We start from the raw sequence: 17,726 nt of genomic DNA on the forward strand, positions 1-17,726 counted from the left end.
AACCAAAACTCTAAAACTATGGCAAGCTTGGCAAGTGTATTGCTCTTTTTGGGAAGCATCGGAGGTACGGAACTGATTCTGATTCTCTTCATCCTGTTGATTTTCTTCGGTGCAAAGCGCATCCCTGAATTAGCCCGTGGGCTGGGACGTGGCATCCGCGAGTTTAAAGATGCTACCCGTGAGGTAAAAGAAAACATAGAAGAAAGCGTAAAAGACGACAACAGAAAGTAAAACCCAAAAAAACATCGCTTTGAAAAATTACCATTCGCTTGCTGAAATACGCCGCGACATGGAGGAGGGCTTGCTTAATTGCGAAGCCCTTGTCCGGCATTATTTGAAAAACATAGAAGAAAAGAATTCGCAGCTCAACGTATTTGTAAGCGTTTATGCCGACGAAGCGCTGCAAAGAGCCCGTGAAGTAGATGAGAAAATAAAAGCCGGTACTGCCGGCAAACTGGCGGGCTTGGTGGTGGGCATCAAAGATGTCATTTGTTATCAGGACCACCCCCTGCAAGCTGCCAGTAAAATATTAGACGGCTTCGTATCGCAGTTTTCTGCCACAGTAGTGGAACGCTTGCTTGCAGAAGATGCCATCATTATCGGGCGGCAAAACTGCGATGAATTTGCCATGGGCTCTTCCAATGAAAACTCCGTGTACGGTCCCACACGCAATGCTGCCGACCCGGAACGCGTGCCCGGCGGCTCATCCGGTGCTTCGGCTGTGGCCGTGCAGGCCGACATGTGCCAGCTTTCTATTGGTTCGGATACCGGTGGCTCGGTGCGCCAGCCGGCTGCTTTCTGTGGCGTCATCGGTTTGAAACCCACTTATTCCCGCATTTCCCGCTGGGGCCTGATTGCCTATGCTTCTTCCTTCGATTGCATTGGCTTGATAGGCAAAAGCCCCGAAGACATAGCCCTGACCCTCGAAGTAGTGGCCGGTGCCGATGAACACGACAGCACCGTATCTCAACGCCCGGTGCCTGCCTATGCAGCCTATCTGCAGCGCGAAGACGCCCCCAAATACCGTATAGCTTGCTTGCGTGAAGGGATTGAAAACGAAGCTATAGCACCGGCTATACGCCAAACCATGCAGGAAAGCATAGAAAAATTACGTAAGCAAGGGCATGAGGTAGAAATCATCGACTTTCCCATTCTGCAGTATATCCTGCCTACCTACTATATACTCACCACTGCCGAAGCCAGCTCAAACCTTGCCCGCTACGACGGCGTGCGTTATGGCTACCGCAGCCCCCAAGCCAGCGACTTGGAAAGTCTTTACAAAAAAACACGTTCGGAGGGCTTTGGCAGGGAAGTAAAACGACGCATCATTCTGGGCACCTTTGTTCTAAGTGCCGACTATTACGATGCTTACTACACCAAAGCGCAACGGGTGCGTCGCATCATCAAGGAACAAACAGACAAGCTGTTTGAACAATACGACTTCCTGCTTACCCCCACTACACCCGATACAGCTTTCCCCTTAGGTTCTTTTCAAGACGACCCCGTAAAAATGTATCTGGCAGACTTGTTTACTGTGCAGGCAAACGTTGCGGGCGTACCGGCCATTTCCATCCCTGCCGGAAAAGATGAAAAGGGCTTACCTATTGGCATTCAGTTTATTGCAAACAGGTTTGAAGAAGAGAAACTATTAAAAATAAGCCGGTCTTTATTGTAAAAAGCCGGAATTTATTGCATTATAGGGTATTTTACCGTAACTTATCCATTGCTTTTACGGTAAAATACCCTGTACTTTTTTGGTATCTGCATTTATGAAAAAAATATACCTACTTTACGGTTGCTTGTTTGCGTTCCTACAATGTGCATGGGCACAAAGTCAGGAACAACGCGCTGCCTACCGGGTCAATATACCGTTGCCCCGGCCGGTTGACTCGGTAGATGCTCAGTTTCGCGACTATGTCCCGCAATTGCATGAGGAGCTTATAAAAGAACGGCTGGCCTGCGCCCAACAAACGATTCCTTTGACCTACCATCCTGTGGTATTGCGTTTCATCAAGAAATACCTCATCGATAACCGCCAGCAAACCGTGCGTTTTCTGCAGCGTACCCCACGCTATTTCCCCATCTTTGAAGAGGCACTGCGCCGGCATGGTTTGCCCGAAGAGTTGAAATACTTATCCATTATAGAATCTGCTTTGCTGCCCCGTGCCCGCTCTTGGGCATCGGCTGTCGGACTGTGGCAGTTTATGTCCTTTACCGGACGGGAATATGGCTTGCGCATCGACCGCTACATAGACGAACGCATGGACCCTTACAAATCAACAGAAGCGGCTTGTCTTTTTTTGAAAGACCTTTACCATATGTTCGGGGACTGGCACTTGGCTTTAGCTGCATATAACTGTGGTGCCGGGAACGTCCGCCGTGCCATCCGCCGTTCCGGTGACAAGACTTCTTTTTGGGAGATTTACCCCTACTTACCCCGTGAAACCCGTGCCTATGTTCCTTTTTATATCGCCATGGTGTATGTCATGCGCTACCATGAGGCACACAACATTCCTTACCCACAAGAAGTAGAGCCTTTCTTGGAGAGCGATACCATACATGTACCGCCGAAGGTAAGTCTGCAGCAGTTGGCACAAGGCTTAGATATATCGCCGGACACCTTGAAAGCCCTGAATCCACATTTGAAATACTATGCCACGCCCCCTTATGGCACTTCTTTTGCCTTGCGCATCCCCGCGCATAAGAAAGCATGGTATGCACTGCACAAGGAAGAAATTTTGGACCTGCAAGAAGAAGACATTGTGTTGACCGAAACCCCAAGCATCCCGGTGCAAAAAGTAGCCTACACCCCGGGCGGGCATCAGAAAGCGACTTACCACCGGGTGCGCAAAGGCGAAAGCTTGGGCATAATAGCCCAAAAATATGGGGTAAGTGTCAGTGCCCTCAAGCAGTGGAACCACCTGCGTGGCAACACCATTTACCCGAATCAACGGCTGATTATTTGGACCAAACAAAGCACTACCCCCGGCAGTGGACCTTATTACACGGTGCGCCCGGGTGATACGCTCTGGTCCATTGCGCAGCGCCACGGCATAAGCATAGACCAACTGCGCGCACTCAATCCCTCTTTGCAAGGTGACAAAATAGTAAAAGGGCAACGCCTGCGTGTGCGTTAAGCCGGTAGCAAAAGCAAGCCGGCAGCTGCTGCCCTTGCCTTTTGCAGGCATGAAAGGCAGGCAAAATGTTTTTTTGGTAAAAGTTTCGTTTCTTTGGGTAAAAGAGCCCAACAAGCAATTGTTATGAACAGAACCAAATACCGCCTTTTACTCGGAAGCATTCTCTTTTTAGTAATACTTGCTGTCGTTTTTATTTTTTGGCAAGGCAAACAACAAAGTTCCCAAGGAAGAGCACAGACCTACCAGCCCGCTGCCAGTGGCACCGTCGGTAAAATACTGGTGAGCATGGACCCCACCGCTTGGAAAGCCGGCATTGGCGAGCAGGTGCGGGAGTGTCTTCAATCACCGGTGCCGGGCTTACCTCAACCCGAGCCCTTCTTTACTTATATGTTCATTGCACCGCCCGATTTCAGTGATTTCAAAATATTTCGCCAGGTGCTTTTTGTGGCCAACCTGAGCGACTCTACCTATGCAAACCGTCGTATCCTGCAGCTACTTGCCCCCGAAGAGCTGCAACAGTTTAAAAACGGCACACAGCAAGTTTCTTTGTTTTTGCAGCACGACCGCTATGCCCGCGGACAGATATTGGTTTTTCTCGTAGGTAAAAACACAGAAGCGTTGCAACACTATTTGCAGGACGAAGCCAGCCGGGAACAGTTGCTGTTTGTGTTCGAAGACCATCTGGCTACCTATATGGCGCAAAGCATTCAACAAGCCAAGGTGCATGCCGTCAGCTTGATGAACACACTGAAGAATAAATTTGGGCTCACCTTTGCGCTGCCACCCAATTATAAAGAAGTAGTACGCGACAAAGATTTTATTTGGATAGGTACCGTATCGGATAATGCGTATCAAAACATATGGATAAGCCGCCTGCCTTACCAAGGCAAAGAAATGTATGATACGACTTTTATCATCAAGCATCGCGACCGCATGGGCGAACGTTTTTTGCGCTATAATCCGAAGCGCGAAGGCTCTTTCGTGCAAACGGAAACGCGTGTGCCGCTGCACGTCAGAGATACCCACCTAAACGGTACTCCCGTACGGGAATATGCCGGCTTGTGGGTGCTTGAAAGCCGGCGGCGCGGGGGCGGCTTTGTAGGTTATGCCTTCGAGCACAAGGGCTACTTCTATTACATTGAAGCATACATCTACGCACCGGGACGGGAAAAACTGCCTGTTCTTCGCCGTTTGAAAGGTATTTTAAACACCATGGAATTATTTGACCGTGCCGATAACACACCCATAGCAGCCCGGTAAACTCATGCCATCGACTTGTCAAAGCCCCTTTTTGTAAGGGGCTTTTTTTGTTCCCTTTTCGAAGCCTGCTTATGAAAAAAGGCCTGCCTTTTTAAAAAACTAAACTACAAGTTTAATTTTTTTGCAAAAAACTTGAACTAAGAGTTTAGTTTTTGTATTATTGCAAAGGAAGAAAACATTTCTAAAGCCATGAAAACAAGCAAAATAATTATAAGAAAGATAGGCTTTCTAAGCGCCTTCATATTGCCAGCCCTCTTAGTGGCGGGCTACTACCAAGGGGGCATCGGCTACTTTTACCCCCTGATTTTTGCCTTTGTATGCATCCCCCTCATGGACTACTACGTGGGCGAAGATCGCTACAACGTACCCAAAGAACTGGAACGAATATTAAGCACCGAACAATACTACCGCCTGATTACGCACAGTTGGGCATACCTGCAGGTGATACTGCTGGTATGGGCTTGTTGGGCTGTTGCTCAAGACCCCGGCCGCCCCTGGTATGAATGGCTGGGCTTTACACTCAGCACGGGCGTAGTCACCGGTGGCATAGGCATCACCGTGGCACATGAGCTGGGGCATAAAAACAACCGCTACGACCAATGGATGGCACAGCTCATTTTGATGACCGTTTGTTATATGCACTTCTTCATTGAGCACAACCACGGCCATCATGTGCATGTGGCTACCCCAAGAGACCCGGCCACCGCCCGCCGCGGCGAATCTTTTTATCGCTTTTGGTGGCGCACCGTCACCGGCAGTTTTCGCAGTGCCTGGAACATAGAAAAAGAAAGGTTGACAAAAGCCGGAAAGCCGGTATGGAGCGCACACAACCGCATGCTGTGGTATATGGTTCTTCCTTTGCTCTATTTGGCTTTCCTCTTCGGCACGGTGAGCCTGCTTGTTGACCGCCTTGCCTGGGAAGTTATTCCTTTCTTTTTTGCACAAAGCATAGTGGCTTTTAGTCTTCTGGAGGTTGTCAATTATGTAGAGCACTATGGGCTGCAGCGCCGTCAATTATCCAACGGACGCTATGAGCGCGTGCGCCCCATTCACTCGTGGAATGCCAGCCACATGATAAGCAACTTCTTTCTGTTTCAGTTGCAGCGTCATTCCGACCATCATGCCTACGCAAGTCGCCCTTATCAAATACTACGCCACTTTGACGAAAGCCCCCAACTGCCTGCCGGCTACCCTACCATGATTTTGCTGGCACTGGTTCCCCCTTTGTGGTTCCGCGTCATGGATGCCAAACTGGACGAATGGCAACGCTCTTATGGTGCCCCACCCGCAGCTGCTTAGTATTTGCACGATTGCCCGGCAATGGCTACCTTAGAGTAGTTACCGGACGAACAGATAAAAAGAAGCGTGAAATATGCCATGATGCTGTGCTTGGGGTTGCTGTTTGCAGCCCCAAGCAGCCGGGCACAACAAAAACAGTTGTACCGCTTTTGGAGTAGTTTTTATAAAGCGGCACTTGCACAGGACGTAGCCCGCCTGCAACAACTATGCGCAACGGCTCAGGATGCCGATATGCTTATACGTGGCGTGCTGAGTCAACGATATGAAGGTGCCGGCGCTTATTCGCATCGCGCCCTGTGGATACTCATGCAGCACTATCTGTCTGTTTTTCATGAGCCTACGCCTGCCGAGCAAGGGCGCCTCCGGCGCTATTGTGCATCCTGTGCCCGCAAAGACAACAAGCACGAGCATCTTGTGGCCGAATGGCAAAAATGCTTTGTTTTGCTGTCGCGCCATGGCAAACAGTGGACCCTCACCCACTGGGAAAACCTGAACGAATGGCTTTTTTACGACCCCGATGTACTCAAGCAATTACAAATAGAGCTGAACATACAATATTTCGAGGAAGGCACCCGGCTCACCGAAGAGCACTTTTATTTGCAACAAGACACTCTTTATTACGTAAAAGCCCTTAGCATTCAGCATAAAACCCACACTCAAACGTTCAGCAAGTTATTAAGTGTGCACGACAAAGCCCGGATTTACAAAACACTGTACACACAAAAGGCATTGGAAGATGTAAAGATAAAAGAGCAGCTGACTGCCCGCCGGGCATACACCATAGCCAAAGCGGTGATACACACCCACCGGCAATATACATACGACATACAAAGTGCCCTGCCCCCGGAAAAAATCAAACAAATTCGCATCTTAAAGGATATGCTTTTACAAGCAATGCAGCCATAGTCCGTGCCTCTCTTGAGGAAACCGTCCTAAACATATAGTAAAACTTTTATATTTGCAGCTGTTTTTCAACAAAAAACAATCATGATACCAAAGGAAATTCAGGTGAAGAACAAAGCCGTAGAGAAGTTATTCACTACAGGCTACGATGTCAGTCCGAAGATGATTGAGGATTTGCTCCACATGGAAGGCATTGAAGAGGACTTGTTGCGTATTCTGCAAGATGCCGCTGCGCGTCCTCGATTCTATGCCGACCTGCCTTTAGACGGTGGGCGTCTGGCGCCCGTGCATGCTATTTTGCTGTTGCGCCAAATGCATAGCGACCACGCCACCCGCCTGGTGATGGAGCTGCTACAAGGCGATGCCTATACCATGGAGCTGCTCTTTGGCGATACGTTCATGCTCGAGGAAATGTGGCCTTTCATTACTTTCTCTGCCAAAGCACACTTCCGCACCTATGTGGATATGCTGCACCAAGGCGATATTGACCCCTTCTCCAAGTTGGCCGTAAGCACCGGCTTGGCACAGGCTGTTTTTTATGAGCCCGGCATAGCCCCGAAGGTAGAAACCGCCTTCCGCGAATTGCTTGAGTTGTTCATAGAAAAAGCCGATGACTTGCAAAACGACGAAGCTGTATTCGACGGTTCAGACGCCGACAGCGACATTGAATTTATTTCCAACTTTGCCCTGGATGTTTCGGATACCGGCTTCGAGTCTTTGCGCCCCTTGGTTGAAGAATTGATTGACCTGCGCATCATCGATACCGACATTGTAGATGAGGTGGATCTTGACTTCAAGGCACGCAAAAAGGAAATACACCCCATATTGAAAGTGTATGAAACATTCCGCCTCGAAAATGAAGGCGAAATAGAAAAAGCAACCGACAGCAATGAGAAGATAAAGAAGACGAAGCAAGCAGACGAAGACTAAACAACACAAGCATAAAAACAAAAGAGGGACGGCACAATGCCTCCCTCTTTTTTCGTTGCGGCTTGCATTTGCCTGCCGTTATTTCCCTTCGGACTGATGCAATGGCGAATTCGCCAACACACTCACCGGGCGGCGGTCCTTATCGATGGCTACAAAGGTAAAGGTTCCGGAAATGGCTTTTTCTCTTTCTTCGGCATACATGCTTTCCACGTAGATATCCACACGTACATCCAAACTGGTGTTGCCTATTTTCACCACCTTTCCCACCAATTCCACAATAGTACCTGCCGGAATGGGTTTTTTAAACTCAATGCGGTCGCTGGCAATGGTTACCACCGGCAAGCGTGTGAAACGCGTAGCCGTAATGAAAGCCACTTCATCCATCATTTGCATGGCGGTGCCCCCGAAGAGTGTGTCGTAGTGGTTGGTCAAATCAGGAAAAACGGCTTTAAAGATGCGCGTTTCCGAGCGTTTTATTTTTTCTTCAATGTAGCTGCTGAACGCATGCTTGGGCTGTGATTGTGGTAATTTTTCCATGTGATGTTTTTTTGAGTGCAAAGATAAGAGAAACAAACTGTATTACTTCTTAGCGGGGCTATATGTTTGCAGCTCGGGATACAATTTGCATACGAAGCCATCGTTGCGCATTTCTTTTTTATTGTAAATCAAAGGATTGCCCTGCAGGTCCAACACCACACCGCCGACCTCCTCCACGATGGCCTGCCCGGCGGCAGTATCCCACTCCATGGTAGGTCCCGTGCGCACATAAATATGCGCCTTGCCTTCGGCTACCCGGGCAAACTTCAAAGCACTGCTTAAAGGCACGAAATGCTTGACGGGCAGCCCACGCAGCAACTCCTTGTCTTGATTGCCCCGGTGTGATTTGCTGATGAGTGCCGTCAAATAAGGGGGCATGGGCGGGCGCTTGAGCGGCTGTGCTTGCCCGCGCTGTTGCACCCGGAAAGCTCCTTGTCCTTGCACTGCGTAATAGAGGGTATCGTAGGCCGGTGCATACAACAAACCCATGACGGGCAGCTGCCCCTTAATCAAAGCCACATTGACGGTAAAGGTCTCTTCGCCCCGGATAAAAGACTTGGTGCCATCCAGCGGATCTACCAGCCAGAATTTATGCCAGCGGCAACGCTCTTCGTAGGGCAGCATGGCGTTTTCTTCCGATACCACCGGGTGCCCGCTGTATCGTTCCAGCATATGCGTCAAAATGCTGTTGGCTTCGCGATCGGCTATGGTCAACGGCGACTCGTCCTTTTTTTGCTCTACCTGCAAATGCACCGAACGGAAATAGTGCATAATGACGGCGCCCGCTTCATACACCGTTTCTATGATTTGTTGCAACGCTATATCCATAGGCAAAAACTTGGGGGCTCTTCTTTGCGTAAAGATAAAAATACACAAATAGTTCTAAGTATGAAGATTCAACGTTTTTTTGCTACGCTGTTATTGACCGGAATGACCCTTTCGCTCTGTGCACAAAAAAACCAGCCTTTCCCTGCCTTGGAAGGGCGCACAGCCGACGGGCAAACAGTGCGTATTCCGCAAGACACCCGCGGCAAGGTGAGTCTGCTTTGTCTTGCTTATTCGCAAGAGTCAGAAGCCGAGCTGGAAACATGGTTGTTGCCTGCCTACAAGTACTTTATTGAAGAGAACCATGCCGTTTTCGAAGCGCTTTATGAAGAAACCCCGCTCAACCTGTACTTCATCCCCATGGTGCGTGCCATTGTGCCGGATGGCCAATTTGCCAAATTCGAACAGCAGTTTGCAAGCATAGACGAAAGCCTCAAATCGCATGTGTTGCTTTACCATGGCAACATCACCCCTTACAAGCGCTTTTTAAACATGAAAGACAAGTCGAAGCCTTACTTTTTTGTATTGGACAAGAGCGGCAGGATTGTACATATCACCTCCGGGGCATATAGCCAAAGCAAAATGGAAGAGCTCCGCCGCGTGATAGACCAATACGGCAAATAAAAAGGGGCGCCTTCCGAAATGCCCTTATTGCACGGCAGGCAATCCGGCAACTTGTATAGGGAAGCGGGCTTCAAAGTTGAGCGCGCCCAAGGTGGAATCGCCCCGCTTGAGCCCGCCGGGTTGGTACATCAAACGCAAAAGCAGGGTGTCGGTTGCCGGGCTATAGGTGGCAAAAGCTGCTTCCAGCCCCAAAGGGCGCCCTTGGTTGTCTTCGTCTTCATAGCCGGCAAAACGCAAGCCATTGCCGGGCATTACTTCATAAAATACCTGATAGCTTTCAGCTTCCAGTGCAATGGCGTTGGTCACGTCGTAAGCGGGCGTGCGCGACTCGTCGAAAAATGAAAGTAAGCACACATAGCGGCTTTGCGGTTTCAAAGCCACCGGGTCAAAAACAGGGGCTTGCCCGCCCGGGCCGTCGAGGTCATAATAGCGGACCCGGTGCATTTCAGTGGGGTCGCTTTCGTTGATAAAGTCCAGTTGCACGGTAGTAATATGCTCTTTGGGCTGTACTTGGCGGGGGGTACTTTCTTCATTGCCCCCGCAGGCCCATAAAACCATGGCGCTCAACAAAGCAAACACCCCTTTACTCTTCTTCATGTATTTCATACTCTATGGTTTGCTGTTTTTCGAAGTCATAAAGCGTCAACATACGCAAAACGAAATAGGCGCTCCACAAATTTTGCAAGCTGCTCAAATATTGCCGCTGGGCTTCGTTTTGTTCCCGCTTGGCTGCATTCAGCTCGCTAAGCTGTATATGTCCACGGCGAAAACGATGCCAGGCTATCTCGTAACGCTTGCGGGCTACCTCCCATGCCCGTTGTGCATACTGGATTTGCTCACTGTATATGTTCCAGCGCTGCACCTGCAAAAGCACTTCCTGCTCGAACTCGCTTTGCTCTACTTCGGCTTCGGTCTGTGTTAAACGATAATTGGCAAGGGCGGTCTTGATACGGGCACGCCCACGTCCCCAATCCAGAATAGGGATTTCCAGGCTCAAGCGGAAACGCTCCTGGTCTTGCACATCGCTATAGGTATCCTGCAAAGTAGGTGCGCTTTTCGACAAGCCAAAAGACAGATACAAATCTGCGCGGAACCCCCGCTCGGCGCGTGCTTTGGCCACTTCCTGCTCGGCTTCCAGCAAACGGCGCTGAATGCTCAGTGTCTTGGCTCTGTTTTGGCGTGCCTGTGCCAATGCCTCCGTGGCATCGATGCGCAGTAAAGGCAACCACTCCGGCACTTTTAGCTGCAGGTCCGTGTCTTCATCCAGGCGCAAATAGTTTTTCAGCTGCAGCAGGTGGTAGTTATATTCATACTGTGCCAGGTCGCGCGCATTGCGGTTGTTCAAATAGTACAACTCTATTTCGAGCAGGTCCACCTCCGATATTTTGCCCAGTTCGAAGCGTGCCCGTGCAATGCTGTAAAGCGTATCGGCATTGCTATAGTTGAAATCGGCAATTTCAAGATTCTTTTGTGCCAAGAGGGCATTAAAGAAAAGCTCGGTTGTCTTAACGGCAATCATTTCCATAGACTCATCGAAGCGGCGGCGGCTTTCTTCATATCGCAGCGGTTCGATGCGCTGCTGCCACAACAAATGATTGTAGCCCCACAGGGGCTGACGGATACCCACCACCACCGGATAAGCAAGATAGGAAGTCGTGCTCACAGGCGAGAGCACATCTATACGGCTCAGTTGCGAGCTCACGAAGAAGGTCCCTCCCGTAGGCACGATGGGCTGCTCCAAAGCCATTTCGGCAAAAGAGTTGGCCAGACTACGCGCCCGGAAGGTTTCGGTACCATCGTTTTGAATCACCGGCACGATGGTGCGGCTCAGGTCGGGCAAGTCGCCGCGAAAGACCAAACGGGGGCGCAAACCGGCTTGGTAGGTTTTATACGCCCAATAGTTGTTGATCCATTCATTGCGGTTTTTCTCATAATCGAGCGATTGCGCCTGCGCCCGCTCGATGGCTTCTTGCAAGCCCATCACCAAAGATTGCGCCTGTGCAGTGCTTAGTTGAAGGCACAAAAGAAAAAGAACATGTAGCTGTTTCATAAAACCGGATCAGAATTCCAAGATAGTAAATTCTACCCTTCGATTGAGCGCCCGCCCTTCTTCGGTAGTATTGGGCGCTATGGGGTGCTCCATTCCCCATCCCTTTACTTCTATGCGTTGGGGGGCAATTCCTTTCGATACCAAGTAGTCGCGCACGGTGGCGGCACGCATCAGTGACAAGCGTTGGTTGTATCCGGTGCTGCCCACGTTGTCGGTGTGTCCGCTGATAAGAATACGCATTTGAGGATTTTGGCGCAAGATATCAACCAATAAATCCAGCTCGGCATACGATTCTTTTTTGAGCGTCGCCTTGTTGAAGTCGAAGTAAATATGGCGCAGCACAATGGTTTCCCCCTTTTGCAAAGGCTGCGGCTGCGGCCTTAGTGTGTATTCGGTGCTGTCGGGCACGATGTCTTCAATCACCGGATAATTGCCCGGCGTGTGTATTTCCACGCGGTAGCGCTGTTTGGGCAAATAAAGCGTGGTATCGCCCCTGAAAGTGCCTTTTCGTTCTTCGCCTTGTTCAGGCTTCACGCGCAGCTCTGCTTCCGGCGCCGCCGGCATTTCTATATTCACCACCACTTCGTTGCTGTCGGGCAGCTCTTCCACAAACACATCATCGATGTAGTAGTATGCCGAAGAAGCAACGGCAAAGGGGCGCTCTTTCAATTTCGAGCGCTCTTTGGTGTAGAAGTTCCCAATCAAAAGGTATTCATAATCCCGGTCGGCACGGAACACCCCTTCAAAGAGTGTCCATCCACCGGTGTAGTCCAAGATGTTTTCCATGCGCAAATGCGCTTCCGTGGCCAGTGTGTCGGCATAAGGATTGTTGGTAAAGCGCAAGCCCATATTGTTCGAAGCATAGCCCGAGTAGCTATAGGCCAGCGAAAGCCAATAGCCCGCGCGGTAACGCCTGCCCTTGCGCAATGGACGCAGCAACTTCACGGCTATCATTTCATTGGGCACGGTAGGATGATAAGACGCCAAGCCGGCATAGTTACCGCCACTATGCGCCACCATGCTTCCGAAATAGTTGCCCGGTGTTTTGATTGCCCGGTTCGAGGTGCAGGCAGCCAAAAAGTCGGGCGTGCCCCGCACACACAACCAAGGCACTGCCCGCGCTATTTCGCCATATTGTGTGGGGCAGCGGTCATATTGCTCGAAGCCGGGATTGGGCACCAAATTCTGCGCCCAAGCCAAAGACAGGTGTAGGCATAGCGATAGGGTAGCAAGAAACACTTTTTTCATAGACAGGCATTAAGGTATTGTTTTTAGGTATTTAACGCAAAAAACGCACAGCCGTTGTAAGCACTGACCAAAGCCCATTCAGCGATGGCACCTTTTTGTTATATTTGCCTTGAATTTAAAGAAGAAGCAGGGAATGTTGTACGTATCCAGAAGAGAACACTTCAACGCAGCGCATAAGCTTTACAATCCGAAGTGGAGCAAAGAAGAGAACGAAGCGATATTTGGTCCGTGCGCCAACGAAAATTGGCATGGGCACAACTTCGAGCTCATCGTGACGGTCAAAGGGCACCCCGACCCCGACACGGGCTTTGTGGTGGACCTCAAGAAACTCAGCCGGTTGATTCGCGAAGAGGTCATTGAAAAGCTGGACCACAAAAACCTGAATCTCGATGTAGATTTTCTGCGCGGCAAGCTGCCCAGCTGCGAAAACATTATCAAAGAAATATGGCACATTTTGGAGCCCAAAATACCCGGCTTGGCACCCAACAACTTTGCCCGTCTGCATGCCTTACGCCTTTATGAAACGCCCAACAACTATGTAGAATATTTTGGCGAAGACTAAATAAAAAACATCCCAACCATGCGCATATTAAAAGAAATACCCCACGAACACTGCAAAATCACCTTGTTTACATGGAATCAAAAGTACATTGTGAAAATAGAGCAAGGACTTTTGGAACAAATCTATAAAGTAAGCGAGGTGGAAGTCATGAGCCCCGAAGAAGTGGAAGCCGCCATCTTGCGCGAAGATTTTATGAAGAAAGTTCTGGATCGCTTCGAAGAGATGCACCAAGACTGGTACCAAGCGTTGGATATATAAAAAGTCACTCAAAAAAACCATACACAGCTATGTCTTCGAAAAAAAACATGAGCAAAAACGAATTTCTTGACCTCTACAAAGCCACTTTTCAACTACCTACCCAATGGGGCGAGCTCGACCTGGGCGGTCATATCAACAACGTGGTGTATATGCGCTATTTTGAATCGGGGCGCGTGGCTTATCTGCAAAAGATAGTGGAAAACAAAACCTTCGATTTCACACCTGTGGGACCTGTACTGGCAAGCATCGAAGTGCGCTACAAAGTACCTTTGTTTTTCCCCGACACCATCACCGTGGGCACCCGCGTCACGGAAATGGATGAGTACAGCCTCATTATGGAAGCCGCCATCTGGAGCGAGCAGCACGCACGCATTACCACCGAAGCCAAGGCGCGCTTGGTGTTTTACGACTTCCGCACAAAACAAAAAGCCCCCATACCGCAAGAGGTAGTGGCAGGCATTGCCGCCCTCGATGGCATAGAGCAAAAAATACAAAGCTAAACCTTCGGCTTCATTCGCTTGTTTCTCTCATAAAAGGACATGAAAACGATTCAATCAATCCAACAGCTCATAGAAGCACAACAATATGAACAGGCGGTAGAGGCGCTGTCGCAGCTCATAGAACAAAAACCACAGGCAGAACTTTTCTATCTGCGCGCGCAGTGCCGTTACCGTCTTGAACACTTCAGCGAAGCCATCACCGACTATGACCGGGCACTTGCTTCCATAGCACATGCCCCTGCCGACTGGTTTTATGCGCGCGGCTTGGCCAAACACATGGCCGGGCAATCGGTTGAAAGCCTCGAAGACTTTGACCGTGCCGTGCAACTCGAGCCCGGCTACTCTTTCCGCTATGCCAGTCGTGGTTTTATCAAAGCAGCCTTGGGCATGGTAGAAGCCGCCATTGAAGACTACCACAAAGCCATTGAACTGGACCCCGACGACGCCATCAACCACAATAATTTGGGCTTGCTCTACGAACAAATGGGCATGCAAGAGGCAGCCATCGAACATTTCCGCCAAGCAGACCGCCTGGCCGGTTTGCCCGAAGGCAAATATACCCCACAACCGCGCCCCCGTGCCACCCGGTTTATCAACATACCCGCCGAAGAAAACGGCGATGCCCCCGGCCGGTGGCAAATCATTAAAGAAGTATTCTGCTCTGCCGCGCGCCGGAAAGAGTTTTTTCAGTTTGTGGCACAAAAATTAGGTTTCGGCAAAAAAAAGAAACAGGCATGAAGCTCGCTTCGCAAAAAATATTTATCACGGGCGCTACCGGCTTGCTGGGGCAATATTTTGTGCGCAGTTTGTTACAAGAGGGGGCAGAGGTGTGGGCGCTGCGTCGTCCACAAAGCCGTTTGCCTTTTTCGGAAACCGAGCAAAAGCAGATACGTTGGCTCGAAGGGGACCTTCACGACCCCATCACTTTATATGAACTGCTGCCCGAAGGCGCGGTGGTGATTCATGCGGCGGCCAAGGTGTCGTTCAATCCGAAAGACAAAAAAGAGCTGTACCGCACCAACATTCAAGGCACGGCACAGCTGGTCAATGTTTGTTTGGAAAAAGGTTGTTCTTATTTCTTGCACATCAGCTCGGTGGCTGCTCTGGGGCGCGCCCCCGGACAAGAGCGCATCGACGAAAGCAACCAATGGGAAGAAAACCATTTGACCACCCATTATGCCCGCTCGAAGTTCCACGCCGAAATGGAAGTGTGGCGTGGCTATGCCGAAGGGCTGCCGGTGGGCATCCTCAACCCCTCGCTTATCTTGGGGCGTGGCGACCTGCACCGAAGCAGCACGCAGTTGTTCCGTTACGTGCTCGAAGGGCGCAAGTTCTACCCCTTGGGTAGCCTCAACTATGTGGATGTGCGCGATGTGGTGGAAGCCGGCCTGCTGCTCATCAAGCAACGCCTTAGCGGCGAGCGCTTCATATTGAATGGCGGCACCATTGCTTACCGCGATTTCTTCGGCATGGTAGCAGAAGCCCTGCACCAAAAGCCCCCTTCCTATGCCGTACGCCCTTGGATGAGTGAGATAGCCTGGCGTTTGTCGGCGCTCTACAGCTTGATAAGCGGGCGCCCGCCGCTCGTTACCCGCGAAACCGCCCGCATTTCACAAGAGCATTTCAGCTACGACGGCAGCAAAATACAGCGTTTCCTGCCTGCCTTTCGCTATACCCCCCTGGCCGACACCATACGGTGGGTAGCCGCAAGTTTGCGCCCCCAAGCAGCTGCTCACAGCACCTCGATGGTTTTGAGCAAATGACGCTGATTGATTTTGTATTTCTTCTTCCGGAAAATACGGCACAAAATACCTGCCCCCACTAAGGAAGAAGAGATGGTAACATTTTCAGGCGTAACGCGGTCATTGCCGTTTTCATAGTTTCGGGGATTGAGTGTGTCCATCAAGAAATAGCCCACGCCGGCAACAGGAAACACAAAAGCCCCCTGATTCAAAAACCACGAGCGCGAAGGCACCACCACGGCTTCTATGTTTTTAATAGCCACTTTGCCCGCCTGCGTTACCACGATGGTGTCTTTCTTGATACCTACGATTTCTTCTTGCCAGCGGTCGCCGCCCATGTAAAAGATGATTTCGTCGCCCACATAGTAGCGCACCCGCTTCACCACGCCGGGTTTGTCGAGTGCCAAAAAGAACTTTTCTTTTTCCAAAGCATCTATGGGCGTTTGGGCGCGCAGGTCCGTCACAAACAGCAGCAAGGCGCAGAGCCCGGGAAGCAAATATCTGTAAAACATGGTTCTTAGCGTTGAATTTTATATAAAATAACAATTTTTTGCTCGGGAACAGTCATCAACTCTATAAATTCACCACTCAAAAGCAATTGGTGCTCTTTAGCCCAGCGCTGCGCCCTCTCGTGCAGTTCATAAGGACGCGGTGCCCAAACAGGATGCGCCTGCACACGCAGCTCTACCCACTCGCCCTTGAGGGTATCCGGGCTGTAACCGGCCGGCAGAACGGCGGGCAGGCTGTCGAGCAGCACCCCCAACCGCAGCTTTATAAGCTCGCCGGCTTGTGGTTCGTGCGGGTAAGCTGCTGCCCATGCCAATATTTTATGGCTTTGCCAGTCGGTTTGCACCTGCCGGCGAAGCGCTTTCAGGCTGTCGGTAGGCACCCTTCCTTCATACAGACGATACAAAAAATAGTGCTTTTGCAACGATAGGCGGCGAATTTCCGGCGGCAGATGCCCGCCCATGCCAAAGTAAGCCGCAGCCACCACCCCCGCCGTAAGCAATACCGCTATCAGTAGTTTTCGTAACATATTCATAAAAAATAAATTGGCTTCAAATATAGCAATATTCAAAATTTGTTTATATTTGCAGTCCGTTAAAAGAAAGAGCAATCATCAATCACCTCAGAACATAATTGAGTCATGGAAGATTTGATAAAATTCGTAGAATCGGAATACGCTCAGCGCCGCGCCGAACTGCCCGATTTCAAAGCCGGTGACACTGTACGCGTACACGTAAAGATCGTGGAAGGGAACAAAGAGCGCATCCAGGTATATGAGGGGGTAGTCATTCAGCGCCGCCACCCCAACACCAACGGCGAAACCTTCACCGTAAGAAAAGTATCAGGGGGCATTGCCGTAGAGCGTATTTTCCCTGTTTTGTCGCCTTCTATCGATAAAATCGAATTGGTGCGCCGTGGTCGTGTGCGTCGTGCACGCATCTACTACATGCGCGGCAGAAAAGGGAAAGCTGCCCGTATCAAGGAATTGCGCGACTAAGCTTGTCGCTTCTTTTACTGCAAGAGGTGCCTTCCTGCCGGAAGACACCTCTTTTTTTTGCTATGTTATCGTGCGCCTCCTCTTTTTCTCGTTCTTTTGTGCGCCTGTTTCTGTTATTTCGGGCTTTTCTCTTTTTTGCTATCCACGCTTCCCCTCTTGTCGTTTCGCCCCTTCTCTTTTGCCCTTTCAAGCAATCCTTCCTTTTGTCATTTCAAATATTCCTTTTGTCTTTTCAAGTGCCCCTTCCTTGTCATTTCGAGCGTAAACGAACGCTCTCTCTTGCCGCTTATGGCTTGGTTTGAAGAGATTTCTCACTACGCTTGCGCTCCGTTCGAAATGACAAGCTG

Annotated in this window: 21 protein-coding genes; 14 read left to right on the plus strand and 7 right to left on the minus strand. The window is 50.2% G+C overall.

Annotated elements, in window-relative coordinates:
* Window positions 1-18 precede the first annotated feature (18 nt).
* From K384_RS05495 to K384_RS05525, 7 genes are all read left to right on the plus strand, one after another.
* Complete coding sequence (locus K384_RS05495; protein WP_038030198.1) at window positions 19-231, plus strand: Sec-independent protein translocase subunit TatA/TatB; 213 nt, start codon at window positions 19-21, stop codon at window positions 229-231.
* 19 nt (window positions 232-250) lie between these two features.
* Window positions 251-1,675 carry an Asp-tRNA(Asn)/Glu-tRNA(Gln) amidotransferase subunit GatA gene (gene gatA, locus K384_RS05500; RefSeq protein ID WP_038030200.1) on the plus strand — a complete coding sequence of 475 codons (1,425 nt, stop codon included), beginning with the start codon at window positions 251-253 and terminating at the stop codon, window positions 1,673-1,675.
* Between the two features lie 94 nt (window positions 1,676-1,769).
* Complete coding sequence (locus tag K384_RS05505) at window positions 1,770-3,137, plus strand: lytic transglycosylase domain-containing protein (RefSeq protein ID WP_051633151.1); 1,368 nt, start codon at window positions 1,770-1,772, stop codon at window positions 3,135-3,137.
* A gap of 123 nt (window positions 3,138-3,260) precedes the next feature.
* Window positions 3,261-4,397: a DUF4837 family protein gene (locus K384_RS05510; RefSeq protein ID WP_038030202.1), complete on the plus strand. Its 1,137-nt coding sequence runs from the start codon at window positions 3,261-3,263 to the stop codon at window positions 4,395-4,397.
* Window positions 4,398-4,586: 189 nt separating this feature from the next.
* The gene (locus K384_RS05515; protein ID WP_038030204.1) at window positions 4,587-5,696 is read left to right on the plus strand and encodes an alkane 1-monooxygenase; all 1,110 of its coding nucleotides are present in this window, start codon (window positions 4,587-4,589) and stop codon (window positions 5,694-5,696) included.
* A gap of 78 nt (window positions 5,697-5,774) precedes the next feature.
* Window positions 5,775-6,602, plus strand: a complete 828-nt coding sequence (locus K384_RS05520) for a hypothetical protein (protein WP_038030206.1) — start codon at window positions 5,775-5,777, stop codon at window positions 6,600-6,602.
* 81 nt (window positions 6,603-6,683) lie between these two features.
* Window positions 6,684-7,529, plus strand: coding sequence for a hypothetical protein (locus K384_RS05525; protein WP_038030208.1), 846 nt, complete (start codon window positions 6,684-6,686; stop codon window positions 7,527-7,529).
* A gap of 78 nt (window positions 7,530-7,607) precedes the next feature.
* Here the strand turns inward: K384_RS05525 and K384_RS05530 are convergent, their stop codons facing one another.
* Both K384_RS05530 and cysQ read right to left on the minus strand, forming a co-directional pair.
* On the minus strand, window positions 7,608-8,066 hold the full coding sequence (locus K384_RS05530) for an acyl-CoA thioesterase (protein WP_051633152.1): 459 nt from the start codon (window positions 8,064-8,066) through the stop codon (window positions 7,608-7,610).
* Between the two features lie 42 nt (window positions 8,067-8,108).
* Window positions 8,109-8,894, minus strand: coding sequence for a 3'(2'),5'-bisphosphate nucleotidase CysQ (gene cysQ / locus K384_RS05535; RefSeq protein WP_038030210.1), 786 nt, complete (start codon window positions 8,892-8,894; stop codon window positions 8,109-8,111).
* 60 nt (window positions 8,895-8,954) lie between these two features.
* On the opposite strand from cysQ, the gene K384_RS05540 reads away from it, so the two are divergent.
* A complete protein-coding gene (locus tag K384_RS05540) occupies window positions 8,955-9,515 on the plus strand; it encodes a hypothetical protein (protein ID WP_038030212.1) in 561 nt (186 codons plus the stop codon).
* Window positions 9,516-9,539: 24 nt separating this feature from the next.
* Here the strand turns inward: K384_RS05540 and K384_RS05545 are convergent, their stop codons facing one another.
* Genes K384_RS05545 through K384_RS05555 form a run of 3 tightly spaced genes read right to left on the minus strand, consistent with a single transcriptional unit; the run spans window position 9,540 to window position 12,813 of the window.
* A complete protein-coding gene (locus K384_RS05545; RefSeq protein ID WP_038030213.1) occupies window positions 9,540-10,121 on the minus strand; it encodes a hypothetical protein in 582 nt (193 codons plus the stop codon).
* Window positions 10,099-11,565: a TolC family protein gene (locus tag K384_RS05550; RefSeq protein ID WP_071837451.1), complete on the minus strand. Its 1,467-nt coding sequence runs from the start codon at window positions 11,563-11,565 to the stop codon at window positions 10,099-10,101. The genes K384_RS05545 and K384_RS05550 overlap by 23 nt, the downstream gene beginning before the upstream one ends.
* A gap of 9 nt (window positions 11,566-11,574) precedes the next feature.
* A complete protein-coding gene (locus K384_RS05555; RefSeq protein ID WP_038030216.1) occupies window positions 11,575-12,813 on the minus strand; it encodes an OmpA family protein in 1,239 nt (412 codons plus the stop codon).
* Between the two features lie 133 nt (window positions 12,814-12,946).
* On the opposite strand from K384_RS05555, the gene K384_RS05560 reads away from it, so the two are divergent.
* From K384_RS05560 to K384_RS05580, 5 genes are read left to right on the plus strand one after another with little or no spacing between them, the layout of a single operon-like run.
* Window positions 12,947-13,375 (plus strand): 6-pyruvoyl trahydropterin synthase family protein, encoded by a 429-nt coding sequence (locus K384_RS05560; RefSeq protein ID WP_038030218.1) that lies wholly within the window; start codon window positions 12,947-12,949, stop codon window positions 13,373-13,375.
* An 18-nt stretch (window positions 13,376-13,393) separates the two neighbouring features.
* Complete coding sequence (locus K384_RS05565; protein WP_038030219.1) at window positions 13,394-13,633, plus strand: hypothetical protein; 240 nt, start codon at window positions 13,394-13,396, stop codon at window positions 13,631-13,633.
* A 29-nt stretch (window positions 13,634-13,662) separates the two neighbouring features.
* Entirely contained in the window at window positions 13,663-14,133 is a 471-nt protein-coding gene (locus K384_RS05570; protein WP_051633154.1) for an acyl-CoA thioesterase, read from the plus strand.
* Between the two features lie 39 nt (window positions 14,134-14,172).
* Window positions 14,173-14,871 (plus strand): tetratricopeptide repeat protein, encoded by a 699-nt coding sequence (locus K384_RS05575; protein WP_038030220.1) that lies wholly within the window; start codon window positions 14,173-14,175, stop codon window positions 14,869-14,871.
* Window positions 14,868-15,896 (plus strand): NAD-dependent epimerase/dehydratase family protein, encoded by a 1,029-nt coding sequence (locus K384_RS05580; protein WP_051633155.1) that lies wholly within the window; start codon window positions 14,868-14,870, stop codon window positions 15,894-15,896. The genes K384_RS05575 and K384_RS05580 overlap by 4 nt, the downstream gene beginning before the upstream one ends.
* Here K384_RS05580 and K384_RS05585 read toward each other — a convergent pair.
* Both K384_RS05585 and K384_RS05590 read right to left on the minus strand, forming a co-directional pair.
* Window positions 15,866-16,387 carry a hypothetical protein gene (locus K384_RS05585; RefSeq protein ID WP_038030222.1) on the minus strand — a complete coding sequence of 174 codons (522 nt, stop codon included), beginning with the start codon at window positions 16,385-16,387 and terminating at the stop codon, window positions 15,866-15,868. The genes K384_RS05580 and K384_RS05585 overlap by 31 nt on opposite strands.
* Before the next feature lie 5 nt (window positions 16,388-16,392).
* A complete protein-coding gene (locus K384_RS05590) occupies window positions 16,393-16,917 on the minus strand; it encodes a hypothetical protein (RefSeq protein WP_157630071.1) in 525 nt (174 codons plus the stop codon).
* A gap of 105 nt (window positions 16,918-17,022) precedes the next feature.
* Between K384_RS05590 and rplS the strand changes: the two genes are divergently transcribed.
* Entirely contained in the window at window positions 17,023-17,379 is a 357-nt protein-coding gene (gene rplS / locus K384_RS05595) for a 50S ribosomal protein L19 (RefSeq protein WP_038030225.1), read from the plus strand.
* The last annotated feature ends 347 nt before the right edge of the window (window positions 17,380-17,726 follow it).

This window comes from Thermonema rossianum DSM 10300, from assembly GCF_000426825.1.
Taxonomy (GTDB): Bacteria; Bacteroidota; Bacteroidia; order Cytophagales; family Thermonemataceae; genus Thermonema; species Thermonema rossianum.